Annotated in this window: 24 protein-coding genes and 1 riboswitch; of the genes, 7 read left to right on the plus strand and 17 right to left on the minus strand. The window is 71.3% G+C overall.

The genetic code is table 11. The features are described 5' to 3' along the window. Positions 1-2: 2 nt before the first annotated feature. Both AC1DWP_RS08805 and clpB read right to left on the minus strand, forming a co-directional pair. Positions 3-692 (minus strand): LppX_LprAFG lipoprotein, encoded by a 690-nt coding sequence (locus AC1DWP_RS08805; RefSeq protein ID WP_477614087.1) that lies wholly within the window; start codon positions 690-692, stop codon positions 3-5. A 113-nt stretch (positions 693-805) separates the two neighbouring features. After that, positions 806-3,379 carry an ATP-dependent chaperone ClpB gene (clpB, locus tag AC1DWP_RS08810; protein ID WP_477614088.1) on the minus strand — a complete coding sequence of 858 codons (2,574 nt, stop codon included), beginning with the start codon at positions 3,377-3,379 and terminating at the stop codon, positions 806-808. A gap of 203 nt (positions 3,380-3,582) precedes the next feature. Here clpB and AC1DWP_RS08815 point away from each other — a divergent pair, with 203 nt between their 5' ends. Beyond that, positions 3,583-3,972 carry a nitroreductase family deazaflavin-dependent oxidoreductase gene (locus AC1DWP_RS08815; protein ID WP_477614089.1) on the plus strand — a complete coding sequence of 130 codons (390 nt, stop codon included), beginning with the start codon at positions 3,583-3,585 and terminating at the stop codon, positions 3,970-3,972. Positions 3,973-3,991: 19 nt separating this feature from the next. On the opposite strand, the gene AC1DWP_RS08820 is transcribed toward AC1DWP_RS08815, so the two are convergent. The 3 genes from AC1DWP_RS08820 to AC1DWP_RS08830 form a co-directional block, all read right to left on the minus strand. Continuing rightward, the gene (locus AC1DWP_RS08820; RefSeq protein WP_477614090.1) at positions 3,992-4,264 is read right to left on the minus strand and encodes a ribonuclease E inhibitor RraB; all 273 of its coding nucleotides are present in this window, start codon (positions 4,262-4,264) and stop codon (positions 3,992-3,994) included. Positions 4,265-4,332: 68 nt separating this feature from the next. Beyond that, on the minus strand, positions 4,333-4,782 hold the full coding sequence (locus AC1DWP_RS08825) for a hypothetical protein (RefSeq protein WP_477614091.1): 450 nt from the start codon (positions 4,780-4,782) through the stop codon (positions 4,333-4,335). After that, the gene (locus AC1DWP_RS08830; protein ID WP_477614092.1) at positions 4,751-5,098 is read right to left on the minus strand and encodes a helix-turn-helix domain-containing protein; all 348 of its coding nucleotides are present in this window, start codon (positions 5,096-5,098) and stop codon (positions 4,751-4,753) included. Before AC1DWP_RS08830 ends, AC1DWP_RS08825 begins: the two co-directional genes overlap by 32 nt. A 177-nt stretch (positions 5,099-5,275) precedes the next feature. On the opposite strand from AC1DWP_RS08830, the gene AC1DWP_RS08835 reads away from it, so the two are divergent. Continuing rightward, positions 5,276-5,527: a helix-turn-helix domain-containing protein gene (locus tag AC1DWP_RS08835; RefSeq protein ID WP_477614093.1), complete on the plus strand. Its 252-nt coding sequence runs from the start codon at positions 5,276-5,278 to the stop codon at positions 5,525-5,527. Between the two features lie 18 nt (positions 5,528-5,545). Here AC1DWP_RS08835 and AC1DWP_RS08840 read toward each other — a convergent pair whose 3' ends face one another. The 4 genes from AC1DWP_RS08840 to dnaK all read right to left on the minus strand — a co-directional run bounded on the left by AC1DWP_RS08840 (position 5,546) and on the right by dnaK (position 9,645). After that, positions 5,546-6,001 (minus strand): heat shock protein transcriptional repressor HspR, encoded by a 456-nt coding sequence (locus AC1DWP_RS08840; RefSeq protein ID WP_477614094.1) that lies wholly within the window; start codon positions 5,999-6,001, stop codon positions 5,546-5,548. 7 nt (positions 6,002-6,008) lie between these two features. Next, positions 6,009-7,028 (minus strand): DnaJ C-terminal domain-containing protein, encoded by a 1,020-nt coding sequence (locus AC1DWP_RS08845; RefSeq protein ID WP_477614095.1) that lies wholly within the window; start codon positions 7,026-7,028, stop codon positions 6,009-6,011. 74 nt (positions 7,029-7,102) lie between these two features. Continuing rightward, positions 7,103-7,741 carry a nucleotide exchange factor GrpE gene (gene grpE / locus AC1DWP_RS08850; protein ID WP_477614096.1) on the minus strand — a complete coding sequence of 213 codons (639 nt, stop codon included), beginning with the start codon at positions 7,739-7,741 and terminating at the stop codon, positions 7,103-7,105. Beyond that, the gene (dnaK, locus tag AC1DWP_RS08855; protein ID WP_477614097.1) at positions 7,738-9,645 is read right to left on the minus strand and encodes a molecular chaperone DnaK; all 1,908 of its coding nucleotides are present in this window, start codon (positions 9,643-9,645) and stop codon (positions 7,738-7,740) included. Before dnaK ends, grpE begins: the two co-directional genes overlap by 4 nt. 303 nt (positions 9,646-9,948) lie before the next feature. Between dnaK and AC1DWP_RS08860 the strand changes: the two genes are divergently transcribed. Next, on the plus strand, positions 9,949-11,316 hold the full coding sequence (locus AC1DWP_RS08860) for a sensor histidine kinase (protein ID WP_477614098.1): 1,368 nt from the start codon (positions 9,949-9,951) through the stop codon (positions 11,314-11,316). Here the strand turns inward: AC1DWP_RS08860 and AC1DWP_RS08865 are convergent. Continuing rightward, positions 11,282-11,983 (minus strand): response regulator transcription factor, encoded by a 702-nt coding sequence (locus AC1DWP_RS08865; protein WP_477614099.1) that lies wholly within the window; start codon positions 11,981-11,983, stop codon positions 11,282-11,284. The genes AC1DWP_RS08860 and AC1DWP_RS08865 overlap by 35 nt on opposite strands. Next, a complete protein-coding gene (locus AC1DWP_RS08870) occupies positions 11,964-12,764 on the minus strand; it encodes a phosphatase PAP2 family protein (RefSeq protein ID WP_477614100.1) in 801 nt (266 codons plus the stop codon). Before AC1DWP_RS08870 ends, AC1DWP_RS08865 begins: the two co-directional genes overlap by 20 nt. Positions 12,765-13,072: 308 nt before the next feature. Between AC1DWP_RS08870 and AC1DWP_RS08875 the strand changes: the two genes are divergently transcribed. The 3 genes from AC1DWP_RS08875 to AC1DWP_RS08885 all read left to right on the plus strand — a co-directional run bounded on the left by AC1DWP_RS08875 (position 13,073) and on the right by AC1DWP_RS08885 (position 16,095). Continuing rightward, entirely contained in the window at positions 13,073-14,077 is a 1,005-nt protein-coding gene (locus tag AC1DWP_RS08875; RefSeq protein ID WP_477614101.1) for a lysylphosphatidylglycerol synthase domain-containing protein, read from the plus strand. After that, positions 14,074-15,279, plus strand: coding sequence for a glycosyltransferase family 4 protein (locus AC1DWP_RS08880; protein WP_477614102.1), 1,206 nt, complete (start codon positions 14,074-14,076; stop codon positions 15,277-15,279). The genes AC1DWP_RS08875 and AC1DWP_RS08880 overlap by 4 nt, the downstream gene beginning before the upstream one ends. A 123-nt stretch (positions 15,280-15,402) precedes the next feature. Continuing rightward, complete coding sequence (locus tag AC1DWP_RS08885; protein WP_477614103.1) at positions 15,403-16,095, plus strand: DNA-3-methyladenine glycosylase family protein; 693 nt, start codon at positions 15,403-15,405, stop codon at positions 16,093-16,095. Here the strand turns inward: AC1DWP_RS08885 and AC1DWP_RS08890 are convergent. The 3 genes from AC1DWP_RS08890 to AC1DWP_RS08900 are packed head-to-tail and all read right to left on the minus strand — an operon-like array spanning position 16,082 to position 21,226. Beyond that, positions 16,082-18,175 carry an elongation factor G-like protein EF-G2 gene (locus tag AC1DWP_RS08890; protein WP_477614104.1) on the minus strand — a complete coding sequence of 698 codons (2,094 nt, stop codon included), beginning with the start codon at positions 18,173-18,175 and terminating at the stop codon, positions 16,082-16,084. The two genes, AC1DWP_RS08885 and AC1DWP_RS08890, sit on opposite strands and share 14 nt — an antisense overlap. Before the next feature lie 53 nt (positions 18,176-18,228). Then, entirely contained in the window at positions 18,229-20,523 is a 2,295-nt protein-coding gene (locus tag AC1DWP_RS08895; protein ID WP_477614608.1) for an ATP-binding cassette domain-containing protein, read from the minus strand. After that, positions 20,489-21,226 (minus strand): ECF transporter S component, encoded by a 738-nt coding sequence (locus AC1DWP_RS08900; RefSeq protein WP_477614105.1) that lies wholly within the window; start codon positions 21,224-21,226, stop codon positions 20,489-20,491. Before AC1DWP_RS08900 ends, AC1DWP_RS08895 begins: the two co-directional genes overlap by 35 nt. Before the next feature lie 89 nt (positions 21,227-21,315). Continuing rightward, a riboswitch (TPP riboswitch) is annotated at positions 21,316-21,418 on the minus strand. 129 nt (positions 21,419-21,547) lie between these two features. On the opposite strand from AC1DWP_RS08900, the gene AC1DWP_RS08905 reads away from it, so the two are divergent. Continuing rightward, on the plus strand, positions 21,548-21,826 hold the full coding sequence (locus AC1DWP_RS08905) for a DUF4235 domain-containing protein (protein ID WP_477614106.1): 279 nt from the start codon (positions 21,548-21,550) through the stop codon (positions 21,824-21,826). Positions 21,827-21,879: 53 nt separating this feature from the next. On the opposite strand, the gene hutI is transcribed toward AC1DWP_RS08905, so the two are convergent. Genes hutI through AC1DWP_RS08920 form a run of 3 tightly spaced genes read right to left on the minus strand, consistent with a single transcriptional unit; the run spans position 21,880 to position 25,588 of the window. Continuing rightward, positions 21,880-23,052 (minus strand): imidazolonepropionase, encoded by a 1,173-nt coding sequence (gene hutI, locus AC1DWP_RS08910; RefSeq protein ID WP_477614107.1) that lies wholly within the window; start codon positions 23,050-23,052, stop codon positions 21,880-21,882. Beyond that, complete coding sequence (locus AC1DWP_RS08915; protein ID WP_477614108.1) at positions 23,049-24,383, minus strand: formimidoylglutamate deiminase; 1,335 nt, start codon at positions 24,381-24,383, stop codon at positions 23,049-23,051. The genes hutI and AC1DWP_RS08915 overlap by 4 nt, the downstream gene beginning before the upstream one ends. After that, positions 24,380-25,588 carry an allantoate amidohydrolase gene (locus tag AC1DWP_RS08920; protein WP_477614109.1) on the minus strand — a complete coding sequence of 403 codons (1,209 nt, stop codon included), beginning with the start codon at positions 25,586-25,588 and terminating at the stop codon, positions 24,380-24,382. The genes AC1DWP_RS08915 and AC1DWP_RS08920 overlap by 4 nt, the downstream gene beginning before the upstream one ends. Between the last annotated feature and the right edge of the window lie 163 nt (positions 25,589-25,751).

Raw genomic sequence — 25,751 nt, forward strand, 5'->3', positions numbered from 1 at the left:
CCCTAGGGGCGGGTGATCGCAACGGGCTGGGGCAGGCTCTTGAGCCGCAGGGAGTAGGTCGAGGTGGCCCCGGCGTAGAACGGTCCCTTGAGGACGACCGTGCGCAGCTCCTGGCCGCTCTGGGTGACGCCGTAGGTCACGTCGAACGTCCCGGAGCGGTCTCCGATGACGAGCAGGTCCGCCACGGCGGCGCCCGGGAGCTTGCCCGTGAAGGCCGTGAGCACATCCGCCCCGTCGCGGACCTTTTCACCCTTGGCGAGGGACTGGGTCTTGCCGATCAGGCTGGTGATCCCGGTCTGCTTGTTGAAGAGCTGCGCCGGGTTGGGGGCTCCGTAGGTCGCCGGGTCGATCTTGTTGTAGTCCGGGGTGAAGAACTTCATGTAGACGTCCTGCTCGACGGCGATCACGTCGACCGTCCCTGTCACGCCGGCGATCGTGGCGTTGAGGGTGCCCTGGAACGACGGCGGGGTGAACAGCCCCGTCCCCTTGGCCGCCGAGACGCCGACCGCCTTGCTGGGCAGGTCGGTCGCATCGAGGGTGAACGTGACCGCCGGGCTCTTCTCGAGGTTCGTGCGCGCCGCCGCGAGCTGCTCGGCCGGGGTGCCCTCCTTGGCCGGGGCCTTGTCGTTGGACGAGCAACCCACGAGGGCGAGTGCCGCGATGGCGGCGATGGCGATTCCCTTGAGGCGCATGCCACCCACGGTAGTCGGAAGGGAGCGCCCCCCATGGCCGCAACGCGGCACAGCGGCGAGGGGTATGCCGGGTGGTCACCACGCGGCATACCCCTCGGGTCGTCGCTGTGGCCTCAGCGCAGGGTCAGGGCGTCGGCTTCCTGGTCGAGGTCGACCGTCACCGTGTCGCCGTCGCGGACCTGGCCACCGAGGACGGCCTTGGCGAGTCGGTCGCCGATCTCCTTCTGCACGAGCCGGCGCAGCGGGCGGGCGCCGTAGGCCGGGTCGTAGCCGGTGATCGCCAGCCACTCGCGTGCCGCATCGGTGACCTCGAGGGTGATCCGGCGGTCGACCAGGCGGGTGGCGAGCTCCCGGACCTGGAGCTCGACGATGTGGCCCAGCTCGGCGGACGTGAGGGGGTCGAAGATGACGACCTCGTCGAGCCGGTTCAGGAACTCGGGCTTGAAGCTCGCCCGGACCATCCCCATGACCGCCTCGCGCTTGGCCTCGTCGGCCATGCTCGGGTCGACGAGGAACTGGCTGCCGAGGTTGCTGGTCATCACGAGGATGACGTTGCGGAAGTCCACCGTGCGGCCTTGGCCGTCGGTGAGCCGCCCGTCGTCGAGCACCTGGAGCAGGATGTCGAACGTCTCGGGATGCGCCTTCTCGACCTCGTCGAGCAGCACCACCGAGTAAGGACGGCGGCGGACCGCCTCGGTGAGCTGACCGCCCTCCTCGTAGCCGACGTAGCCGGGCGGTGCGCCGATGAGGCGGGCGACCGCGTGCCGCTCGGAGTACTCGCTCATGTCGATGCGGACCATGGCCCGCTCGTCGTCGAAGAGGAAGTCGGCGAGGGACTTGGCAAGCTCGGTCTTGCCGACCCCGGTAGGGCCCAGGAACAGGAAGGAGCCCGTCGGGCGGTTCGGGTCGGCGAGGCCGGCACGGGAACGACGGACGGCGTCACTGACGGCTTCGACGGCGGCGGTCTGCCCGATGAGCCGCGAACCAATGATGGACTCCATGGACAGCAGCTTCTCGGTCTCGCCCTGCAGCAGGCGGCCGGCCGGGATGCCCGTCCAGGCCGAGATCACCTCGGCGATGTCGTCGGCCCCCACGCGCTCCTTGACCATGAGGTCAGCGCTGGCGCGGCCCGACGCGACCTCGTCCTCATTGGCGACGGCCAGTGCCTTCTCGAGCTCGGGGATCTCCCCGAACTCGATCCGGCTGGCGGTCTCGAAGTCGTACTCACGGCGCGCCTTCTCGAGCCGGGTGCGGGCCTCGTCGATCTGGGTCTTCAGGTCACCCACCCGGTTGAGGCCGGACTTCTCGGACTCCCAACGGGCGTTGAGTGCGGCCAGCTCCTCGGACTTGTTGGCGAGGTCCTCGCGGAGCCGGGCCAACCGCTCGACGGAGGCGTCGTCGGTCTCGCGCTCGAGGTGCAGCTCCTCCATCTTGAGCCGGTCGACCGCGCGGCGGAGCTCGTCGATCTCGACCGGGCTGGAGTCGATCTCCATGCGCAGGCGCGAGGCCGCCTCGTCGACGAGGTCGATGGCCTTGTCCGGCAGCTGTCGACCACTGATGTAGCGGTCGGACAGGGAGGCCGCCGCGACCAGGGCCGCGTCCTCGATCTCCACCTTGTGGTGCGCCTCGTAGCGCTCCTTGAGGCCGCGCAGGATCGCGATGGTGTCCTCGACCGACGGCTCGCCGACGAACACCTGCTGGAAGCGTCGCTCGAGGGCGGCGTCCTTCTCGATGTGCTGGCGGTACTCGTCGAGCGTGGTGGCGCCGACCAGCCGCAGCTCTCCGCGGGCGAGCAGCGGCTTGAGCATGTTGCCGGCGTCCATGGCGCCCTCGCCGGTGGCGCCGGCGCCGACGACGGTGTGCAGCTCGTCGATGAAGGTGACGACCTGCCCGTTGCTCTCACGGATCTCCTCGAGCACGGCCTTGAGCCGCTCCTCGAACTCCCCGCGGTACTTCGCGCCGGCGACCATGGCGCCGAGGTCGAGGCTGATCAACCGCTTGTCGCGCAAGGACTCCGGCACGTCGCCGTCGACGATCCGCTGGGCGAGTCCCTCGACGACGGCGGTCTTGCCGACGCCGGGCTCGCCGATGAGGACGGGGTTGTTCTTGGTGCGGCGGGAGAGCACCTGGACGACGCGGCGGATCTCCGAGTCGCGCCCGATCACGGGATCGAGCCTGCCGTCCCGGGCCTCCTGCGTGAGGTCGGTGCCGTACTTCTCGAGGGCCTCACCGCCCTCGGTCGGCGTCTCGCTCGTCACGGTGCGTCCGCCCCGGGTCGCCTCGATCTTGGCTTCCATGTCCTTGGCGCCGCGCTTCTGGACAGCGGCGAGGTGGCCGGTCTCGGCGAGGGCCAGTAGGAGCAGGTCCAGGGCGAGGTAGGTGTCGCCCTTCGCGCGCATGAGGGTGTCCGCCTGCTGGAGGACGGCCAGCGCCTCACGACCGAACGTGGGCGGCTGGGTCGCGCCCGTCGTCGACGGCAGGGCGCGCAGCCGGGCGTCGGCTTGGCCGAGCACGTGGGCGGCGCCGGTCCCGGCGGCCTGCAGCAGCGCGTCGGCCTGCGCCGTGTCGAGCTGCACGAGGGCGCTCGTCAGGTGGTCGGGGGTGATCTCGGGGTTGCCGGCGCTCTGGGCCGCCCGCTGGGCGAGCGCGAGCGCCTCGGCCACCTTGGCGGTGGGCTTCAGCTCCATGCGTGGATGCTCTCCTGTGATCGGTGACTGGGTCCACTATCGACAACTGGACCAAAGTTGAGTCTATTCCACTCAAGTTACCAACGCCTCCTCAGGCGCCCCGAAGCCCGTCGCCGGAGGAGGCCACCCATGAGGTGCCCCGACTCCAGCCGGACCGGGGCACCTCGCGTGCGCGCGCCGGCCACGCGGCATACCGTGGGGGCGTGCCCATCCCCCTGGTCGTCGGGCGGTGGAACCGCGTCGGTTTCAACCGGTTGAGCACGCCCGTGGCGCGACACCTGCCCGGCTTCGCCGTGGTCCACCATCGCGGACGGCGGTCGGGCCGCGCGTACCAGACACCGGTGAACCTGTTCACGATCGGCGACCGCTTCGTCATCGCGCTCGCCTACGGCCCGCACACCGACTGGGTGCGCAACGTCCTCGCCGCCGGCGGCTGCACGATCGAGACCCGCGGCAGGCTGGTCGCCTGTGGGCAGCCCCGTGTCTACCGGGACCCCGGGCGTCAGGGCATCCGGCCGGTCGAGCGGGCCGCCCTCGGCCTGCTCGACGTAGGCGACTTCCTCGACCTCACCCCTCTGACGCCGGCGCCCTGACCGAACACGCTGGCTGTCGTCAGGAGTCGGTGCGTGGCTCCGGGTCGTACCAGCCGCCGTGCTCCTCGGCGAGCGCGCTGAACCGGTCGCGAAGACCTGACTCGACCGGCCCCGACTCGTCGGCGACCATCTCCTCCACGACGTGGACGGCCCACTCGTGGTCCTCGGAGTCGTCCTCTCCCGCAAGCGCTTCCCGCACGACGCGCACTTCGGAGAATCCCTCGTGGGCCAGCTCCGCGGCCACGTCGTCAGCGGTCTCACGGTCCGGGAAGACCAGCAGGTGTTCACTCACAGACAGGAGTATGCCGCGTCGAGGCCGCGTGGAGCCGCGTTCATGCCGCGTGGCCGCGTGGAGGCCTGTCAGGCGGTCATCGTCCAGTCGGACCACCGACAGGCCCGCTGCAGTCGGACCCGTTCGGCCGGCCGGGCTTGCGCGAGCCGGAACCGGACCCAGGCTTCAGGCACCTTCATGTGCCACACGAAGTCTTCCCAGTCGCTGGCGACGGCGAGACGTCGCTCCATGACCGGCACGGGCATGGCCCTGCGAGCCGCCTCACGCTCGACCCGGCGCTCGATGGTCGACCCTGCCCAGCCGGTGCACTCCGTGTCGCCGCGCTCGGCGTGGACGAGCTCGTGCCACAGGGACTGCCGCTCCTGCTCGAGGCTGCGTCCGGAGCGGAGCACGATCGCGCGACGACCGTGGTAGTAGCGGGCGGGCTCGGCAATGGGCTGCCGCAGCATGACGACGTCACGCATCTCGCGGAGCAGCTTCCAGGGGTCAGGAACCCCGGATTCGTCGCTCGAGGGCATCAAGCCTGCTCCTCATCTCGTCGATCAGCGCGAGGACCTCCTCGTCGCCGACCCCTGGCCGGACTCGTGGACCGGGAGCGGTCACGAAGCCGCCATTGTGCGTCGACCCACCGACAGGCTCGCCGCGGTCGTCCAGTCCCAGCGCGTCGAGGACCTGCGCGCGCTTGACGTCCTGGACACCGAGCCCGTCCTCCACCCGCTTCCACGTGATCGAGGAGATCCGCGCCTCCCTCGCCGCCTGCTCCTTGCTCCAGCCACGGGCCAGCCGCGCGCGCTCGACGCGGTGTCCCAGCTGTTCCAGGTGCTCCGGGTTCATGGCCGTCATCTTGCCAGTCACCCCCAGTCACATCCAGTCACTCCTGGTCCTGCTCAGTCACATCACGACCCGTCACGACCACCCTTCCTGACCACCAGCCGCGTGATGGGCCGTCTTTCTGTGGTTTCCCAGGCGCGGCGCTTGCCCGAATGACCGTGCCTGACTACATTCATGGTCATGTCTGGGGGAACATCGCCACACCGTGTCATCGAGGTGCACGGCTACGCACTTCGAGTGATCCGCCAAGCCCGCGGGCGTGGCGTCGCAGATCTCGCCGCGGCGCTCGAGGTCGACAGGTCCTACATCAGGCACCTCGAGAACGGCAGCAAGCTGCGGGTCAGCCCGGAGCTCTACACGGCTCTCCTGCGCGAGCTGCAGATCGAGGACTACCGCGCCCTGCTGGCCACCGCACCGTTGCGCCACGCCTGAGGGCTCTCGCCCTGGTCGTCAGTGCGACGAGGGACGCCAGACGACCAGTGCCTGTGACCGTTGCAGGCGCGGGCGCTGACCGGCCCGCACGGCGATGACATCTCCGGTGGGGCCGACGGCGAAGACCCTCGAGGCCGGGCGCATCCCCGCCGACACCCGTGCTCGCTCGAGCTCGTCGGAGAGCTCGAGCACCCGACCCCGCAGAGCGGCCACCTGGTTCTCGAGCTCCAGGATGCGCTGGATGCCTGCGAGGCTCACGCCCTCTTCCTGCGACAGCCGCTGCACCTCACGGAGCATGGCGACGTCACGGCCGGAGTAGCGACGGCCGCCTCCGCGGGTCCGCGACGGGCTGACCAGCCCGAGCCGGTCGTACTGGCGCAGCGTCTGGGCGTGCATGCCGGCCAACGTGGCCGCCACGGAGATGACGAAGATGGGCGCATCGTCGTCGGGGGAGAAACCGCGCACCTCGGTCATCGCCCGGTCACGCCCTCGCGTTGGCGAACAGCTCGGCCCTGGGGTCGAAGCCCTCGTCCAGCGACTTCAGCGTCTCGACGGCGGCCTTCGCCTCGTCCGACAGCCGTTGCGGCACCACGACGGTGACCCGGGCCATCAGGTCGCCGGGCTTGTCCTTCAGGGGCACGCCGCGACCCTTCAGGCGCAGCACCCGGCCGCTGGGGGTGCCCGGAGCCACCCGCACCTTGACGGCCGAGCCGTCGAGGGTCGGTACCGAGACGGTGGCCCCGAGGGTCGCCTCGGCAAAGGTCACCGGGAGGTCGATCGTCAGGTTGTTCCCGTCGCGACCGAACACCGGGTGCTTCTCCACCGTGATGGTGAGGATGAGGTCGCCGGGCGCGGCGCCCGAGTCGCCGGGTTGGCCCTTGCCGCGCAGCCGGATCTTCTGGCCGTCCTTGACACCGGCGGGAATCCGCGTGGTGATCTGGCCGCCGCCAGTGGTGCTCAGAGTGACCGTCGCGCCCTCGACCGCATCGCGGAAGGACAGGCTCGTGCGAGCAGTCAGGTCCGCACCCTTGCGCGGCCCCTGCGGCGCACGGAAACCCGCCCCTCCGTATGCCGGGCCGGCACCGGCCCCGAACATCCCCCCGAGCAGGTCCTCGAGGTTGGGCTCGCCGCCTCCGCCACCAGTCGAGTAGCGCACCCTGGTGCCACCGCCACGACCTCCGCCGCCCCCGAACATCGCCGAGAACACGTCGTCGAACCCCCCGGAGCCGCCGCCCGGACCGCCCGCGGTGAAGCGGGCGCCACCGTGCGCCATCTGCCGGATCGCGTCGTACTCGCGGCGCTTCTCGGGGTCGGAGAGGACGGAGTTCGCCTCGCCGACGTCCTTGAAGCGCTGCTCGGCTGCCGCATCCCCCGCGTTCTGGTCGGGGTGGTGCTTGCGGGCGAGCTTGCGGTAGGCCTTCTTGATGGTTGCGCTGTCAGCATCCTTGGGAACACCGAGGATCGCGTAGAAGTCCTTCTCGAACCAGTCCTGGCTAGCCATGTCGGCGCCCTCCTCTCTGCTGAGTCGTGCAGGTTTCGTTCCGAGTGGGTGGGAAACCTGCGGTCATCCCCTGGTCACTCAGGATCGGCCACGGCCACGCGCGCCGCCCGCAGGATCTGCTCCCCGGCGCGATAGCCGGGCTGCAGGACGCGCACGACCGTCGTCGAACCGGTGGGCTCCACGGAACCGTCCTGCGGCCAGGCGGTGTGCATCAGCGCCTCGTGCAGGGTCGGGTCGAACTCCTCGCCGATCGCGCCGTAGCGCTGCAGCCCGAACTTCGTGAGGGTGGACTCGAGCTTGTCGGCGATGGCGGAGAACGGCCCCTCGGTGAGGTCGCCGTGCTCCCGCGCAGCGTGGATGTCGTCGAGCACCGGCAGCAGCGCCTCGATCACCGACTGGGCGGCGCGCTCCTGCACGAGCGCCCGGTCGCGGTCCACGCGGCGCTTGTAGTTGACGTACTCGGCCTGCAGCCGCTGGAGGTCGCTGAGGCGTTCCGCCGCCAGGAACGTGTCCGGGTGGAGGTCGGACGCAGCGGTGTCGCTCCCCGACTCCTCGGGCGGCGTGCCCGCCTCAACGGGGGCCTCGTCGTCGAGGATGTCGCCGGCGAGGATGTCGTCGTCGAGGGGGGCCGCCTCGGCGGTGGTGGGCGCGACGGTCTCGTCGGCGCCCACCACCTCCTCGGCACCTTCAGCAGGCTGGTGCTGCTCGGTCACTTCTTGGCCCCATCGGTCTCGTCGTCGTCGACGACCTCGGCGTCCACGACGTCGTCGTCGGACGAACCCTCGTCGGCGGAGCCGGCGTCACCCGAAGGCGCACCGTCACCGGCGGCGCCGGCCTGCTCGGACTCGGCGGCCGCGGCATACATCGCGGTGCCCAGCTTCTGCGACTCCTCGGAGAGCTTCGAGCTCTTCGCCGAGATGTCCTCGGGCGTCGCGCCCGACTCCGGCTTGAGGGCCTCCTTGAGGTCCGCGAGCGCCGCGTCGACGTCGCCGCGACCGTCGGCAGGGATCTTGTCGGCGTTGTCACCGAGGAACTTCTCGGTGGTGTAGACGAGGTTCTCCGCGGTGTTGCGGGCCTCGGTCTCCTCGCGACGCTTCCTGTCCTCCTCGGCGTGGGCCTCGGCTTCCTTGATCATCCGCTCGATGTCCTCCTTGGCGAGAGCCGAGCCGCCGGAGATGGTGATCTTCTGCTCCTGGCCGGTGCCACGGTCCTTGGCGGACACGTTGACGATGCCGTTGGCGTCGATGTCGAAGGTGACCTCGACCTGCGGGACGCCACGGGGCGCCGGCGCGATGCCACTGAGCTCGAAGGTGCCGAGCTGCTTGTTGTGCTGCGCGATCTCACGCTCGCCCTGGAAGACCTGGATGAGCACGCTCGGCTGGTTGTCCTCGGCAGTGGAGAAGACCTCGGAGCGCTTGGTCGGGATGGCCGTGTTGCGCTCGATGAGCTTGGTGAACAGCCCACCCTTGGTCTCGATGCCGAGCGAGAGCGGCGTGACGTCGATGAGCAGGACGTCCTTGCGCTCACCCTTGAGGACACCGGCCTGCAGGCTCGCGCCGACAGCCACGACCTCGTCGGGGTTGACGCCCTTGTTGGGCTCCTTGCCACCGGTGAGCTCCTTGACGAGGGTGCTCACGGCGGGCATGCGGGTCGAACCGCCGACGAGGACCACGTGGTCGATGTCGGCCAGCGCGATGCCGGCGTCCTTGATGACGTTCTGGAACGGCTGACGGGTCCGGTCGAGCAGGTCCTTGGTCAGCTGCTCGAACTGGGCGCGGCTGATCGTCTCCTCGAGGTGGATCGGGCCGTTCTCGGACATCGAGAGGTACTGCATCGACACGTTGGTGGTGGTCGAGGAGGAGAGCTCCTTCTTGGCCTGCTCCGCCGCGTCGCGCAGCCGCTGCATGGCGATCTTGTCCTTGGACAGGTCCACTCCAGACGTGTTCTTCACGGTGGTGAGGAGGTGGTTGACGATGCGCTCGTCCCAGTCGTCGCCACCGAGCTGGTTGTCGCCGCTGGTCGCGCGGACCTGGATGGTCGAGAAGCCGTCCTCGGGGTCCTTGCCGACCTCGAGGAGGGACACGTCGAAGGTGCCGCCACCGAGGTCGAAGACGAGGATGAGCTCGTCCTCCTTGCCCTTGTCGAGACCGTACGCCAGGGCCGCGGCGGTGGGCTCGTTGATGATGCGCAGCACGTTGAGGCCCGCGATCTCACCGGCCTCCTTGGTGGCCTGGCGCTCGTGGTCGTCGAAGTACGCGGGGACGGTGATGACCGCATCGGTCACGACCTCACCGAGGTAGGACTCGGCGTCGCGCTTGAGCTTCTGCAGGATGCGGGCGCTGATCTCCTGCGCGGTGTAGGTCTTGCCGTCGATCTCCGGCGAGGTCCAGTCGCGGCCGATGTGGCGCTTGACGGAACGGATCGTCCGGTCGACGTTGGTGACGGCCTGGCGCTTGGCGATCTCGCCGACCAGGACCTCACCGCCCTTGGAGAACGCCACGACGGACGGGGTCGTGCGACCGCCCTCCGCGTTGGCGATGATCGTCGGCTCCCCGCCCTCGAGGACGGCGACAGCCGAGTTGGTGGTACCGAGGTCGATGCCGACCGCACGTGCCATGGTGAATCTCCTGTGTGTCTGGGTTGTATCTGGGTTACGTCTGGGTAGAGCTCTGGGTTGAGTTGCCTGCACTCAAGTTAGAAGCCGGTGTGCCGTGTGGCAAATCGAGGCGCCAAACTTGCGTTCACTCGACTCAACTTCGTGCGGCGCCGGGGTGTTCCCACTCCCGCGAAGTTTTCTCTTCGGACGTGCTGCCGTTCAGTGCCTGCTCAGGTGAGGAGCAGGTCGCGAAGGTAGAGTCCGGTGCGCACGATCCGAGCCGCGTGGTCTCCACCCCGGCAGACGCCCACGAGGGGGACCGACGTGAAGCGGTGGCGGTCCTGGTCGCTGCAGCGGCGCGTGCTCGTCGTCGCCGCTGCCGTCGCGACGGTCGTGCTCGTGCTGGGCCTGGCTGCTTTCGGCCTGACCCTGGACCGCATCCTCTACCGCTCGGCGCAGGATGCCGCCCGGGTCCAGGCCGCCCAGGTCGCGGCGGTCGTGGCCGACGGTGAGGCGCCTGCCCGCGCCGCCCTCCAGCAGATCCCCGGCTCGGGCTCGATCCTTCAGATCATCGAGCGTCGCGGTGTTGTCGTGGCCTCGTCCGAGGTGGCCCAGCGGGCACCGATCACCAAGCTGCGCCCCGCTCCCGGCAGCGTCGCTGTCGACCAGGTCACCGGCATACCCGGGGAGACCGGTGAGCCGCACGCCATCGTGGCGCAGGGGGTCCGGGACCCGGCCGGCAGCGAGTTCGTGGTGGTGGTCGGCGCGCCACTCGACGTGGCCACCACCACGGTGCAGACCGCGACCGGTCTGTTGGCGGTCGGGGCGACCGCCATGCTGGTGCTGCTGCTCTTCCTCATCTGGCGCATCCTCAGGCAGGCCCTGCGACCGGTCGAGAGGATCCGCAGTGAGGTCGCCAGGATCACCCAGGTGCGCGGTCGGGGTCACCTCACGGTGCCGCCTTCGGGGGACGAGATCGCCCGACTTGCCGAGACGATGAACCTGATGCTCGACCGGCTGGAGCAGGCGGACGCCACGACGCGGCGGTTCGTCAGCGACGCGTCGCACGAGCTGCGGAGCCCGCTTGCCACGATCATCGCCGCCATCGACGTCGCCAACCGGAGCTCGACCCCCGACCCGGCCCGCGACGAGGTCATCGCGTCCGAGGCGCTGCGCATGCAACGGCTCGTCGACGACCTGCTGACCCTGGCGAAGGCCGACGACGGACTACCCCTGTCCCTGCGTGAAGTCGACGTCGACGACCTGGTGGACGTCGAGGTACGACGGCTGCGCGCCACCGTGGAGTTCCCGGTCACCGGCTCGATCGCGGCCGCCCGCGTGACCGGCGACCCGGCGCGACTCAGCCAGGCGATCCGCAACCTCGTCGACAATGCCGCCCGGCACACCACCGGCGGCGTCGACCTCGGGGTGAGCGTCGAGGGTGGCGAGGTGGTGGTGACGGTGGACAACGACGGCCCACCGATCCCGGAGACCGAGCGGCAGAGGGTGTTCGACCGCTTCGCCAGGCTGGAGCAGGCGCGCGAGCGAGACCGCGGAGGCAGCGGGCTCGGGCTGGCGATCGTCCGCACGGTGGTGGAGGCCCACGGCGGCACTGCGCAGGCGGGCGTCTCGCCGACAGGTCAGTGCCGGTTCGAGATCAGGCTCCCCCGGGACCCGGGGCCGTCGACGTGACCGGCATCAGCCGGTATCCCATGCCGCGCACGGTCTCGATCGACGTCACCCCGAAGGCCGAGTCGATCTTCTTGCGCAGGTAGCCCACGTAGACCTCGACGATGTTCTCGCTGCCGTCGAAAGCCGGGTCCCAGACGTTCTCGAGGATCTCGGCCTTCGACAACACCGACTCGGGGTGGCGCATCAGGTAGTGCAGCACCGCGAACTCGCGAGCCGTCAACGAGATCTGGTGACCGGCACGGCATACCGTGCGCTTCGTCGGGTCCAGCTCGAGGTCGCCGACGGTCAGCGTGACCGGTCGGGCAGGGGCGCCCCTGCGCACGAGCGCTCGTAACCGGGCCACGAGCACCACGAAGCTGAACGGCTTGGTGAGGTAGTCGTCGGCGCCGAGCTCGAAGGCATCCGTCTGGTCGTACTCCCCGTCCTTGGCGGTGAGCATCAGCGTGGGCGCCCAGATCTTGAGGGAGCGGATGTTGCGCAGCACGTCATAGCCGTTGCGCCCGGGCAGCATGATGTCGAGGACGATCACGTCATAGGGGTTCTCGGTCGCCATCCACTGACCGGTGATGCCGTCGTGGGCCACGTCGACGACGAAGCCCTCGTTGGTCAGGCCGCGGCGGACCGTGTCGGCCAGGGCCAGCTCATCCTCAACGAGCAAGACGCGCATCGGACCCTGCCCCTCTGTCGGATCGACTCTCGTCGGCTCGGGTGTCGGTGGACTGCCAGCGCCCAGCGTAGGGCCGCAACAGGTCCGACAGTCGCCGCCCGAACAGCAGGACCACCGCCGCCGTCACGGCCAGCACGCACACCGCCAGCGCCCACGCGGCCAGCACGTCGGTCAGCCAGTGGTAGCCGAGGTAGAGCCGGCTGGCCCCGATCGCCCCACTGACCACGACCCACGCCGACACGACCAGCCAGCGGCGCGCCGCACTCCAGGCCCCTCGGAGCAGCAGACCGACGACCAGCCCGAAGAAGACCGTGGAGAAGGCCGTGTGCCCGGAGGGGAAGGAGTACCCCGAGTCGAAGGCGCCCAGCATCGTCGAGGCCGGGGGACGGGCGCGTCCGACGACGTGCTTGAGGGCGAGGGTCAACGCCGAGCCGACCACCATCGCACCGCCCACGACCGCTGCGGCGGCGAGGTCGCGCCGGCGGAGCACCAGCCACGCCACGACGACCAGGGTCAGCAGTCCGATCGAGACCTCGCTGCCGATCGCGGTCAGGGCGTGGGCCAGCACGGTGAGGACCGGGGTCCGGTGGCTGACGACCGCATCGGTGACGGCGGGGTCGTGGGCGGAGAGGTCACCGTGCTCGCCGGCGCCGTCCGCGAGCGCCACGACGCCGAGTCCCGCGGCGACGGCGGCCACGGCACACGCCACCACGGCGCCCGGGACCGAGGGGAATGGCGGCGTGCGTCCGGCCGACGTCGGCAGGGCGGCGGGGTGACTCATGGGCGGAGCTCCTCAGGGGTTCGGGTGCTCAGTGTCAGGCGCGGAGTCTGAGCGATTCCTGAGGAAGTGACTCCCGGGACTGGCGAGAGGACCCCTGCGAAGCTCATCGAGGTGACTCTCAGGAATGGCTCAGGTTCGAGGCATCATGGTGGACGGGGTAGCCACCGTGGGTACCTGCCGAGCGAGGGGGTCCCATGGCAGCACTGGCAGCGCCGACGTCCCCACGGGCCACCCCGCCGGGTCGCGCTCCGGGGCGAGGGGCGCCGTCGGGTCGCGCCCCATGGGGCCGAGCTCCGTGGAGTCGCGCCGTGCTGCGTCTCGGTGCGGCGGCCGCCGTCATCGGGGCGGTGTTCGGGTGGGCCCTCCCCGCCCTCGCCGGAGCGCGGTGGTCCGCGATCGGCGGGGTGCTCGCCAAGGTCGGGACACCTGAGCTCGTGGTCCTCACGCTGGTCTGGGCCGCCGGCCTGGTAGCCCACTCCTTCGTCCTCACCGGCGCCCTCCCCGGGCTCAGTCGACGCCGTGCGCTGACCCTGAGCCTCACGGGCAGCGCGGTCTCGAACGTCGCGCCCATGGGCGGGGCCCTCGGGGTGGCGACCAACCTGGCGATGGTCCGGGCCTGGCGGTTCCGCGAGACCGCCTTCGCCGCCTTCACCGTGGTCACGAACATCTGGGACGTCCTCTCCAAGCTGCTGCTGCCCGTCCTTGCGCTCAGCGCCCTCCTCCTCGCCGGCCACGGCAGCGGGCACTTCGTGCGAACCACCGCTGCCGGGGCCGTGCTCCTGCTGGCGGCGGTGCTGGCCGCCGTCCTCGGTGCGCTGCGCAGCGAACGGTCTGCCAGCCGTTCCGTCGGCGCCGTGGTGCGGGTGCTCCGCGCACTGCTGCGCGGGAGGGGCGAGCGGTGGCTCGAGGGCGCCACCCGCGGCGTCCTCGAGACGCGTGCCCAGGTGTGCGCCGTTGCGGCCCGCACGTGGCCGCAGCTGAGCGCAGGAATGGGCGCCTACGTGCTGCTCCAAGGGGCGCTGCTCTGGGGGTGCCTGCACGTGGTGGCGGCCACCGTGCCCTGGTATGCCGTGCTGGCGGCCTTCGCGGTCGAACGACTCCTCTCGCTCGTCGTCGTCACACCCGGCGGCACCGGGACGGCCGAGGCGGGGACGGTCGCGGCGCTGGTGGCCCTGGGCGGTGACCCGCTGGCCGTGACATCGGGGGTCCTGCTCTACCGCGGCTTCATCTTCCTGCTCGAGATCCCGGTCGGCGCAGTGTGGCTCGGGGGCTGGCTGGTTGCCAGGAGCCGGATGGCCCGGGTGCTGCGATGAAGATCCTGCACACCACCGACACGTATGCCCCCACGGTGGGCGGGATCGAGGTGATGGTCCACGACCTCGCCGGCCGCCAGGCAGCCGAAGGGCACCAGGTCACCGTGCTGACCCGCACCGCCGGCCCGACCGGCCCGGGCGCGAACGGCGTGGTCGTCGTGCGTGACGTCCGCGCATCGCGGGCCCTGGCGTCGCAGGCGGACACCGTCCACTCCCACGTGTCGGCCATCTCCCCGCTCGCCCTGCGGACTGCGGAGTTCGCTGCTGCCCAAGGGATCCCGGTCGTGGCGACGGTCCACTCGATGTGGACGGGCACGTGGCCGCTGTATCGCGCGACCTCCGCGGTGCGGGGCTGGGCCGAGCTGCCGATCCAGTGGGCAGCCGTGAGCGAGGCGGCGTCCGAACCGCTACGTCGCGCCCTGCGAGGTCGTCCCGTGCTGGTCCTGCCGAATGCCGTCGACACAGCGCTGTGGGCGCCCGCCGACCGGCGCACCGCGCACGGCAGGCCCCTGGGGGCCGGTGGCGCACCCATCGATCGCCCTGCCGGCCAGGTCACAATCGTCAGCGTCATGCGGATGACCCGCCGCAAGCGGCCGTTGCAGCTGGTGTCGACCCTGCGCCGGATGCGTGCGGCCCTTCCCCCGGACGTGGAGGTTCGCGTCGTGCTGGTCGGTGACGGACCCCAGCTCGGCCAGGTCAGGGGTCGGCTCTCGCAGTGGGGCATGCAGGGCTGGGTGGAAGCCCCGGGAGCCTTGGCGCACGAGCAGATCCGGGCCCTCTATGCAGGAGCCGACGTGTTCGTGGCCCCTGCCACGCTCGAGTCCTTCGGGATCGCAGCCTTGGAGGCCCGCGCGTCCGGCTTGGCCGTGGTCGCGCGATCCGGGACCGGGGTGGCCGACTTCGTCTCCGACGGCGTGGAGGGACTGCTGGCCGGCAGTGACGCCGAGCTGGCCGGGCAGCTGGTCCGGCTCTGCACGGATGCCGGTCTGCGGACGCGAATCCAGCGGTACAACACGTCTGTGCGCCCGGCATACGACTGGTCCGATGTCCTGTGGCGCACGGCGTACGCCTACGACGCCGCAGCCGAACGTGCGGCGGGCACGCACCACACCGTCCCCGAGGGGACCTTGCACCTCGCCCGACCCCGGCGCGACCGATCCCCTACGGTCGCGGCCCGTGAGGTCGAGGGCGAGCCAGCCTGAACGGGTCCCCTGCCCGCAGGCTGGCGGGTGGCGTCCGGCGGTGGTGTCCCCTCCGCCGGACGCCACTTCTTTGTCCGCCCGACGTGGCTCGGAGCCGCGACGGCTCTCGGGTAGCGTCGCGACGTGGACGACGACCTCTTCGGACGGACGGTGGCGGGGCTCACGGCTGCCGACCCCCAGCTCGCCGAGCTCGTCTCGACCCACGGGGTTCCTGCCCTGTGGTTGCGGCCTACGGGGTTCCCGAGTCTGGTCCTGTTCATCCTCGAGCAGCAGGTCTCCCTCGCCAGTGCCGCTGCGGCCTACCGCAAGGTCGTGGAGCGGATCGGGGACATGGCTCCCAGCGCACTGCTCGCCAGCACCCCGGCGGAGCTGCGGCTCGACGGGGTGTCCCGGCAGAAGGACGGTTACCTGCGCGCCCTGGCCACGGCCGTCGAGACGGGCACCCTGGACCTCGACGGCCTGGGTGACCTCGACGACGCCGCCGTCCGTCGTGCGCTGACGGCCCTGCCGGGCATCGGCCGGTGGACCGCCGACGTCTACCTGCTGGCCTGTCTGGGCCGTCCGGACCTGTGGCCCGTCGGCGACCGCGCCCTGCAGGTGGCCGCTGCCGAGACCCTGGGGCTCGACACCGTTCCCGACCAGGCTGCCCTCGAAGCCCTGGGCGAGCGCTGGCGGCCGCACCGTTCGACGGCTGCCCGACTGCTGTGGCACGGCTACCTCGTGCGTCGCGGCCGGGCCGAGACCCCCAGCGACCTGTTCGCCGGAGAACGAGAGCGGGCTCGGCCCGACGGCCCGGGAGGCGTCAGCCGGCGGTGATCTCCCTGGCGAGGGCAGGCGGCATGTAGTCGTAGCGGACGAAGCTGCGCGTGAACGTGCCGGTGCCGTGGGAGACCGACCTCAGGTCGACCGGGTAGCGAGCCAGTTCGTGCGCGGGCACCTCGGCATGGATCAGGGTGCGTCCCCCGACCTGTGCAGGCTCGGTGCCGTGCACCTGCCCGCGGCGTCCGCGGAGGTCGGCCAGGACCCCGCCGACGGCGTCGTCGCTGACCTCGATGTGCACCTCGTCCACGGGTTCGAGCATCGCGACGGTCGAGTCGTTGGCGGCTTCGCGCAGCGCCATCCCCGCTGCGGTCTGGAAGGCCATGTCCGAGGAGTCGACCGAGTGGGCCTTGCCGTCGACGAGGGTGATCCGCACGTCCACCACCGGGTAGCCCGCCAGCACGCCCTTCTCCAGCTGGACGCGGGCGCCCTTCTCCACCGACGGGATGTAGTTGCGAGGCACCGCCCCGCCGACCACCTTGTCGACGAACTCGATCCCCGCCCCTCGCTCCAGCGGCTCGATCTCGAGGTGGCACACGGCGTACTGCCCGTGACCGCCGGACTGCTTCACCAGTCTTCCCTGGACCTTGATGGGCCGCACGAAGGTCTCCCGCAGCGATGTCCGCACCGGCTCCACCTCGACCGGCACGTGGTAGCGCGACTCCAGCATCGCGATGAGCTGGTCGACGTGGGCAGGCCCCATGGCCCAGAGCACCAGCTGGTGGGTCTCGGAGTTGTGCTCGAGCCGCATCGTGACGTCCTCGGCGACCAGTCTCTGCAGGGCCGTGGCCAGCTTGTCCTCGTCCCCCTTGGAACGGGCGTGGATCGCCACGGGCAGCAACGGGTTCGGCAACAACCACGGCTCGACCAGAGCGGCCCTGTCCTTGCGCGACAACGTGTCGGAGGTCTCCGCGCCCGCGAGCTTCGAGACGACGACGATGTCACCGGCGATCCCCGCACTGACAGGTCGGGTCTCGTCGCCGAGCGGGGCAGCCAGCGGCCCGATGCGCTCGTCGTCGGTGTCGTGGTCGGCGTGTTCGTCGACGAGGTGGGTCGCAAAGTGCTGCAGGTGCCCCGAGATGTGCACCGGTTCGTCGGGGCGCAGCGTCCCCGAGAACACCCGGACCAGCGACTGCCGGCCCACGAACGGGTCGGTCGTGGTGTGCACCACCTCGGCCACGAGCGGGCCGGCCGGGTCGCAGGTCACGGCACCGAAGTCCCCACCGGCCGAGGTGTAGACGGTGGGGATCGCCGCTCCGACGGGTGAGGGAAATCCCTTCTCGCACAGCTCGATCAACGCCTCGATGCCCACGCCCGTGGGTGCATGCGTCGGCAGGATCGGGAAGAACCGAGCCGTGGCCACGGCCATGCGCAGATCGGCGGCGATCACCTCGGTGTCGATCTCCTCGCCCTCCAGATAGCGCTCGAGGAGCCCTTCGTCCTCGGACTCCTCGATCACGGACTCGATCAGCTCACCACGCTGGGCGTCGATCAGCTCACCCTCGTCGACGCTCGGCTCCCTGTCGGCCTCACCGCCCCCTGGCTGCTGTTCGGTCACGGTGCGACGCAGGAGGTTGAGCAGGCCCTTGACCGAACCGTCGACGACCAGCGGGAGGGCAAGCGGCTCGGCGTCACCGAACGCCCGCTGGCACGCGTCGACCGTCGCCTCGAAGTCCGCCCGCGCCTGCTCGAGGCGCGTGACCACGACCGCGCGCGGCATACCGAGGACGTCGCACTCGCGCCACAGCAGCCGGGTGGGTTCGTCGACACCGTCGGCGGCGGAGACGACGAACACTGCCGCGTCGGCCGCCCGCAGCCCGGCGCGCACCTCGCCCATGAAGTCCGGGTGGCCCGGGGTGTCGAGCAGGTTCACAGTCAGCCCACGCGTCGGGACCGACGCGGCCATGAGCGACAACGTCGCCGAAGAGTCCCCTTCACGAGCGCGGCGGCCCGGAATCCGAGCCGCCACGAACTGGTCGAAAAGGGCCGTCTTGCCGGCCCCGCTCGACCCCACCAGGACCACGTTGCGGATCTGCTCGGGCGATGAGGGACCCGCGGCGTCGCTGACACGGTTCATGGGTTCACCTTGCTCCGGTCACCCACGGCGCACAAGACCCGGACGACACCCGGTCAGCGCCAGCCGGCCGCCACGACCACCGGCAGCACGCTCGCCGCGACGACCAGCCAGTCCGCACCCCGCCACGGCGCCGGCGCGGCCCATGTGCGGCGCGATGCCGTGGCGAACCCGCGGGCGTCCATGGCGACGGCGAGCGTGGCCGCGGCCTGGAGCGACCGCACGAGGATCCCGATGGTGAGGGCCCAGAGCTCGGCCAGCACCGACCGGGGCGACCGTGCCGTGGCGCCGATCCCCCGCACCCGTCGGGCCCGCGCGATCTCCGACCAGATCTCGCCGAACGTGTGTACCCGCTGCAGTGCTGCCGCCACGGCCACCACGGGACGGGCGGGCAGCCGCAGCCGTTGCCCGAGGTGGTCGCCGAGGGCATCCGCGTCGACGTGCTGGATGAGCACCGCCGACGGCAGCACGATGATGAGCACCCGCAGTCCCCCGGTCAAGGCAGTGTCGAGGTCGTGGCCCCCCAGCAGCCACGTCGACCACGCCACGGACAGGGCGCCGAGGAGTCCTGGGCCGAGCCGCAGGAGCCCCCCGCGCAGCCGACCGGTGGGCGCTGGCCCGTCGCCGGGCGCCCATAGCGCCAGGCCCGCGAGCGCGACCTGCACCGCGAGCACCACGAGGCTGGTGGACCAGCGCGGCGAGACCACGCCCGCGGGGATCCCGAGACTCGCCCCCGCCATCAGCGACAGGGGACCGGCCCGCGCCACCAGCGGGCGTCGACGTGCCGGTTCGACGGGTGGCTGCACGGGCCGGTCGATCGTCGTGACCGCGTCCGCCCGAGTGATGACAGCGTCGTCGTGCGTGGTCAGCACGACCGCCGAACCCGCGTCCCGCAAGCCCTCGACGATGCCCATGACGGCGGCCCAGGTGAGCCGGTCCTGGCCGACCGTGGCTTCGTCGGCGCAGACGAGATCCGGCTGGTGGACCACCGCGGACGCCATGGCGAGCCGGCGCTGCTCTCCGCCGGACAGGTGTCGTGGGTCAGCCTGCGCGAGGTGGGCCAGGCCCAGGTGGTCCAGGAGGGCCCGGGCGCGCTCCAGCGCCTCGGACTCGACGAGCCCGACCGCTCGCGAGGTGGTCATCACCTCGTCGAGCACGGTGTGGCTGACGATCGTCGAGCTCGCCCACTGGGGCACCCAGGCAACCCGCGGGGCCAGGTCGAGGGTGCCCAGCGCGTGCGGGTCGCGCTCCCCGTCGACGGCGAGGTCGGGCCGCAGCCGCACCTCACCGGCCTGCCGTCGCAGCAGCCCGGCCAGCGCCAGCAGCAAGGTCGACTTGCCGGCCCCGCTCGGGCCCACCAGCGCGTGCACCTGCCCGGCGCGCGCCTGGAACCACTGGTCCCGCACCGCGACCGTGGTGCGGGTCGAGCCGTCGAGCGCTTGCACGGACCGGGTGCTGGTGACGTCGGCGGCGTCGAGGGTGAGCAGGTTGGCTCCGGTCGACGAGGTGTCGAAGACACCCGCAGGTATGCCGCGTGGTTGCGGGTCGGGGAATCCGGGCACCCAGATCCCCTGGGCCGCGAGGGATTCTCCGTGCTGGGCGAGGACGGCGAGTGGTTCGCCGTCGGCTGCGACCCGGCCGCTGTGGTCGAGGACGACGAGCCGGTCGACGACGTCGAGCCACGGACCGAGCCGGTGCTCCACGACGACCGTCGTCAGCCGGCGGGACCGGGTCACCTCGTCGACGGTCCTGCGGACGGAGTCGGCGTTGGCGGGGTCGAGCATCGCGGTGGGTTCGTCGAGCAGCAGGACCGTGGGTTCGAGGGCGAGGGCCCCCGCCAGGGCAAGCCGCTGCTGCTCACCGCCGGACAGGGCATGGGTGGGAGTGTCCTGGGGCAGGTCGAGGCCGACGGCGGCCAGCGCGGCGGTGACGCGCGCCGACATGTCCGCACGCGGCATACCGATGTTCTCGAGGCCGAACGCGACGTCGCGGCCGACCGTGGCCGACACGATGCCCGCGCCCGGCTCCTGGAGGACGAGGCCGACGTCGCCGGCCCGCGTCCCGGGAACCGCGCCGTCGAGCAGCACGGTGCCAGTGCGTTCCCCGGAGTCGGCGACCTCGAGCACCCCGGCAAGTCCACGCAGGAGGGTGGACTTGCCGGAGCCGCTCGGACCGACGAGCAGGACCCGCTGTCCCGAGGGGATGTCGAGGTCGAGGCCGGGGATGACCGGTTCGCGGCGGCCGTACGGACGCCAGGTCAGTCCCCGGACCTCGAGATGTCCCCGACGCTCCTTGGGGGCGCCGGGACGAGGGTGCTCAGACAGCGCGTGACTCCCGGGCTTCCTGCCCAGCCGGGAACGCTCCCAGGGCGCCGGCTCGGGCCAGGCCGCGCGTCAGCAGCCACCCGAGACCGCCGGCCACGATCGCGCCCGCGACGGTGAGGATCCCGGCGTAGGCGAGCTTGTAGCCCATGTCCCAGTCGGTCCAGTAGACCTGCCACTCGTAGAGAGCTTCCAGCGGAGCCGAGAGGGCTCCGGCAAGCAGGGCGGCGCCGAGGCCGAACGCCGCGTAGCCGAGGATCAGGAAGGCGATCTCCGCGCCGAGACCCTGCACGATGCCCGAGACGAGGGTGGTGAAACCCCACTTGGTGCCGGGCAGCATCGAGACGAGGGCCGCCACCACCTCACACAGCAAGGCCGAGCCCGGGCGTCGAATGGCGAGGCCGCCCACCACCCCGGCCATCAGCCAGGGGGCTCCCGTGATGCCCTGAAGCGGTGGGAAGAGGGCCTCGAGCCCAGCCGCCGGTGCGGTGTAGGCCAGACCCCAGGCCCAGTACGCGACACCGAACGCGGCGCCGAGGAAGGAGACCGTCAAGAGGTCGACAGTGCGCCAACCCCAGAGGTTCCCGCTGGCGCGGATGCTGCCGCGGCGGGTCCCGGTGGAAGCGGTGGAGGTCGCGCTGGCCGAGGTGGCCGGGATGGTGGTGTCGGCCTGGGTGGCCGGGGTGGATGGTGCCGTGTCGGCCGAAGTGGCCGGGGTGTTCTTGGTGCTCATGTGTTCTTCTCCCGTGGAATCCGGTGGATGCCTCGGGGAGACCCCTTGCCGGGAGAAGACACCTGTGGTGGCGCACCTCACCCGACAGGTGTCTGAGATTCTCGACTCCCTACGCCGGTGCGAACCGGATCAGGTGTGAGGGTCTGCGGTCTCCCGCACTCTCAGCGCTTGCGCGCTCCCCTGTCGTTACCCGTCGAACCATACTCCTGGGTGTGGCAGGGTGGAGTCGCAGGTCAGCGGCAATTTCGCGTGGCGACGGGTCGCGACGCGGGGACACGGATCCTCAACGGGTCCGCGACAGGTACGGGAGAGGTGTGCGACATGGGACCACTGGTGTGGCGATTGCTGGGGACCGGATCGGCGGTGCTCGCGGGTGTGGTCGCCAACAAGCTGGTCACCACCGCGTGGAAGAAGGCCGGCCGCGACGCCGTCGTCGACCCGCGTGACCCGCGCACCCCGTGGAAGGACGCCATCGCGTTCGCTGCGCTGACCGGACTGGCGGCGGGTGCTGCCCGGGTGATCGCGACCCGCAAGGCCGCCGAGTACTACGAGAAGTCCGCCGGGCACCTGCCCAAGGCGATGCAGCACGGCGACGCCTGAGGGCGCAGACCTCCACGAGGTCTGACCGCGCAGACCTCCACGACTCCTGAGCGTCAGGCCCCGTCCAGGTCGAGGGCCTTGGCGATCGGTACGCCCGCACGGTAGGACAGGTGGACGTGCGACGGCGCGTCGAGGACGGTGAGATCGGCTCGAGCCCCCACGACGATCCGTCCGATGTCATTGCGCCGCAGCGCCTTCGCCGAACCCGTCGTGGCCGCGAGCACCGCCTCGCCGGGCGTCAGGCCCATCTCGCGAACCGCCAGCGCGATGACGAACGGCATCGACGACGAGTAGCAGGTCCCCGGGTTGCAGTCCGTGGCGAGAGCGATCGACACGCCGGCCGCCAGCAGGGCAGCGGCATCGGGGTAGGGCGAGCGCGTGGAGAACTCCACCCCGGGCAGCAGGGTCGCCACCGTGGTGTCAGCTGCGGAGGACAGCGCGTCGACGTCGGAGGCCGAGAGGTAGGTGCAGTGGTCGACGCTGGCCGCTCCGAGCTCGACGGCCAGCTGAACCCCGGGCCCGTGACCCAGTTGGTTGCCGTGCACCCGCAGCTCGAGTCCCGCACGACGTCCGGCGAGCAGCACGGTGCGCGCCTCGTCCTCGGTGAACGCGTGGGCCGAGTGTGGTTCGCAGAACACGTCCACCCACCTCGCGTACGGAGCGGCCGCCTCGAGCATCGGGCCGGCCACGAGCTCGAGGTAGGTCGCCCGGTCCTCGGCGTACTCGCGCGGCACCACGTGGGCCCCGAGGAAGGTCGTCTCGGAGGTGAACTCGCGGGCGATGCGCAGGGCCCGCGCCTCGTCCTCGATGGTCAGGCCGTAGCCGCTCTTGATCTCGACGGTCGTCGTGCCCTGGGCGCGCATCTCGGCGACCCGCATGGCGACGAGTGATCGCAGCTCGTCGTCGGTGGCGGCCCGTGTGGCGGCCACCGACACCCCGATGCCACCACCGTCATAGGGCGTGCCGGCCATCCGCGCGGCGAACTCGTCACCGCGGTCCCCGGCAAACACCAGGTGGGAGTGCGAGTCGACGAAGCCCGGCAGTACTGCTCGACCCCCCACGTCGACCTGGTCATCGGCCATCGGGGCGCCCGACGCCGGACCGATCCACGCGACGTGCCCTCCCTCGATGACCACTGCGGCGTCGCGCACGAGGCCGAGCCGGTCAGGGGTCGACCCGTCGCAGGTGACGAGCTCGGCGATCCCGGTGACGACGGTGCTGCTCACTGGTGCTCCCTCACGTCGGCCAGCGCCTTGCCGAGCAGCGCCGCCACGTCGCCCAGCCGGTGGCGCCCCGCCTCCACGACCGTGCTGCCGCCGACCACCACCCGGTCGACGTCGGATCGCGTGGCGCAGTAGAGGATCTGACCCGCCTTGGCGCCAGCGGTGTTGACGGTGTCGGTGCGCACGACGACGAAGTCCGCCGCGGCCCCCTCCGCGATCACACCGGCGTCCTGCCAGCCGAGGCTGCGGTAGCCGTCCGAGGTGGCGGCCGTCAGCAGCTCGTCGGGGCTGAACCGGCCGCGCTCGTTGCTGGCGAGCCGTTCGTGCATCTCGAGCCCCCGCACCTCCTCGAACGGGTCGATCACCGCGTGCTGGTCCGAGCCGAGCGACAGGCGCGCGCCCGCAGCGGTCAGCGCCCTCGCGGGACCGATGCCGTCGGCGAGGTCGCGCTCGGTCGTCGGGCAGAAGCAGGCCGTCGTGCCCGACTCGCCCAGCAGGCTGATGTCCCGGTCGGACAGGTGCGTCGCGTGCACGGCACTGAACCGCCCTCCGAGCAGACCGGCCTCGTCGAGGAGCTCGGTCGGCGTGGCGTTGTAGAACATCTGCGTCGCGAGGTTCTCGGCCGGCTGCTCGCTCACGTGGGCGTGCACCGTGCGGCCACGCGTCACCTCGGCCATCGCCCGCAGGTCGTCCCGCGGCACGGCGCGCACCGAGTGCACCGCGGCGCCGATCCGGGTCGTGGCGTCCGGAGCCAGGGCGGCCACCCGGGCTGCCCACGCGTCGACATCGCCGTCGCTGAACCGCACCTGGACATCGTCCAGTGGCACGTGCCCGTCCCCTGCCAGCCCACCCGCGAGATAGCAGGTGTCGAGCAGGGTCAGCCGCAGGCCGGCGTCCCGCGCGGCCGCGATGAGCGCCTCCCCCATCGCGTTGGGATCGGCGTAGGGGCGGCCACCCACGCTGTGGTGGAGGTAGTGGAACTCCCCGACGACGGTGATCCCCGACAGCACCATCTCGGCAAACACCGCCCTGGCCAGGGCGAGGTAGGTGTCCGGCGTGAGGTGCCGCGTGACGGCATACATCTGCTGTCGCCACGTCCAGAAGTTGCCGCCGTCTCCGTGGGTGCGCCCGCGCAGGGCGCGGTGGAAGGCGTGGCTGTGGGCGTTGGCGAAGCCCGGCAGCACCACTCCGTGCAGCCGTTCGTCACCCGGTTCGGGGCGGGCCCGGTGCACCCCTGCGAAGACCCCGTCGACCACCTCGAACCGCACACCCGTGGCCAGTCCGGTGGGGAGCCACGCGTGCTCCGCCCAGTACTGGGTTGATCCAGCCGTCACGCCTGCGCCCCCGTCAGGTCCTCGAGGACGGCCGTCAGGGCCGCCACCCCTTCGAGGCAGTCGGAGAGCTCCGCATGCTCCTCGGGTGAGTGCGAGACGCCCGTGGGGTTGCGGACGAAGAGCATCGCGGTGGGGATGCCGGCGTTGGCGAGGATGCCGGCGTCGTGCCCGGCCCCCGTGCCCAGGACAGGTATGCCGCCGAGCCGGGTCCCCAGCCGCGCGCTCAGCCCGGCGTCGAAGGGCGTGGACGGGGTCCACGACTCCTCGGTGATCCGCCCGCCGGACTGCTCGACCATCGCGCTGATGTCGGCGACCGCGCGGCGCACGGCGCGAGGGCTGGCGCCACGGGCGTCGAGCCATCCCGTCACGGCGCTCGGGATGGCGTTGACACCGCCCGGCGTCACCACGACCTTGCCGATGGTCGCGACGCAGCCGTTCGTGATGGCGGCCTCGCGCGCGGCGAGCACCGCACCGGCATACCCGAGCATCGCGTCGTGGCGGTCCTCGAGCCGGGTGGTCCCGGCGTGGTTGGCCTCGCCGGTGAAGTCGAGCCGCCACCTGCCGTGGGGCCAGATGTCGCTGCCGACGGCGACTGGGTGGTCGAGGTCGATGAGGCCGCGTCCCTGTTCGACGTGCAGCTCCACGAAGCTCCCAATGCGGCGCATCGCGTCGTCGTCCCGACCGATCTGGTGCGGGTCGCGACCGGCTGCTTTGAGCGCGTCAGCCATGGTGGTGCCGTCGGCGTCCGTCAGGCTGCGTGCGCGACGCGCGGTCATGGCACCGGTGATGACCCGGGAGCCGGCGCAGGCCACGCCGAACCTGGCGCCCTCCTCGTCGACGAAGTTCACCACCCCGATCGGCCTGGAGGGCTCAAACCCCCTGTCCCGCAACACATCGATGGCCGCGAGCGCGCTGACGACCCCCAACGGGCCGTCGAAGGCACCGCCGTCGGGGACGCTGTCGAGGTGCGACCCCGTGACGACACCCTTGTCCCCCCGGGCGGCCGCCGCATCGGGGTCGCCCCACCAGGCCCACTGGTTGCCCATCCGGTCCTCGGTGAGGTCGAGCCCGCGCGCGCCGCACTCGCCGGTGAACCACTCGCGCAGGTCGTGGTCCTCGCGGGTCCAGGCAAAGCGTCGGTAGCCACCTGACTGGGCGCTGCGTCCGACGGGCTGGAGGTCAGCCCACATCGACTCGAAGCTCACGGTGCCCTCTCTGGCGGCGGCGGCAGGACTGGGGCCGGTCCGCGGTGGACGCAGACCGACGACCAGACCATTCCACACCAGCGGGCGTGATGATGTGCGGGCTCCTCCACCATTCCGTCTCGGATCACAGACAGGCGCCGGGCGAGAGGGTCGCGCCCAGGGT

This window comes from Pedococcus sp. P2_F6 (genome assembly GCF_056403675.1).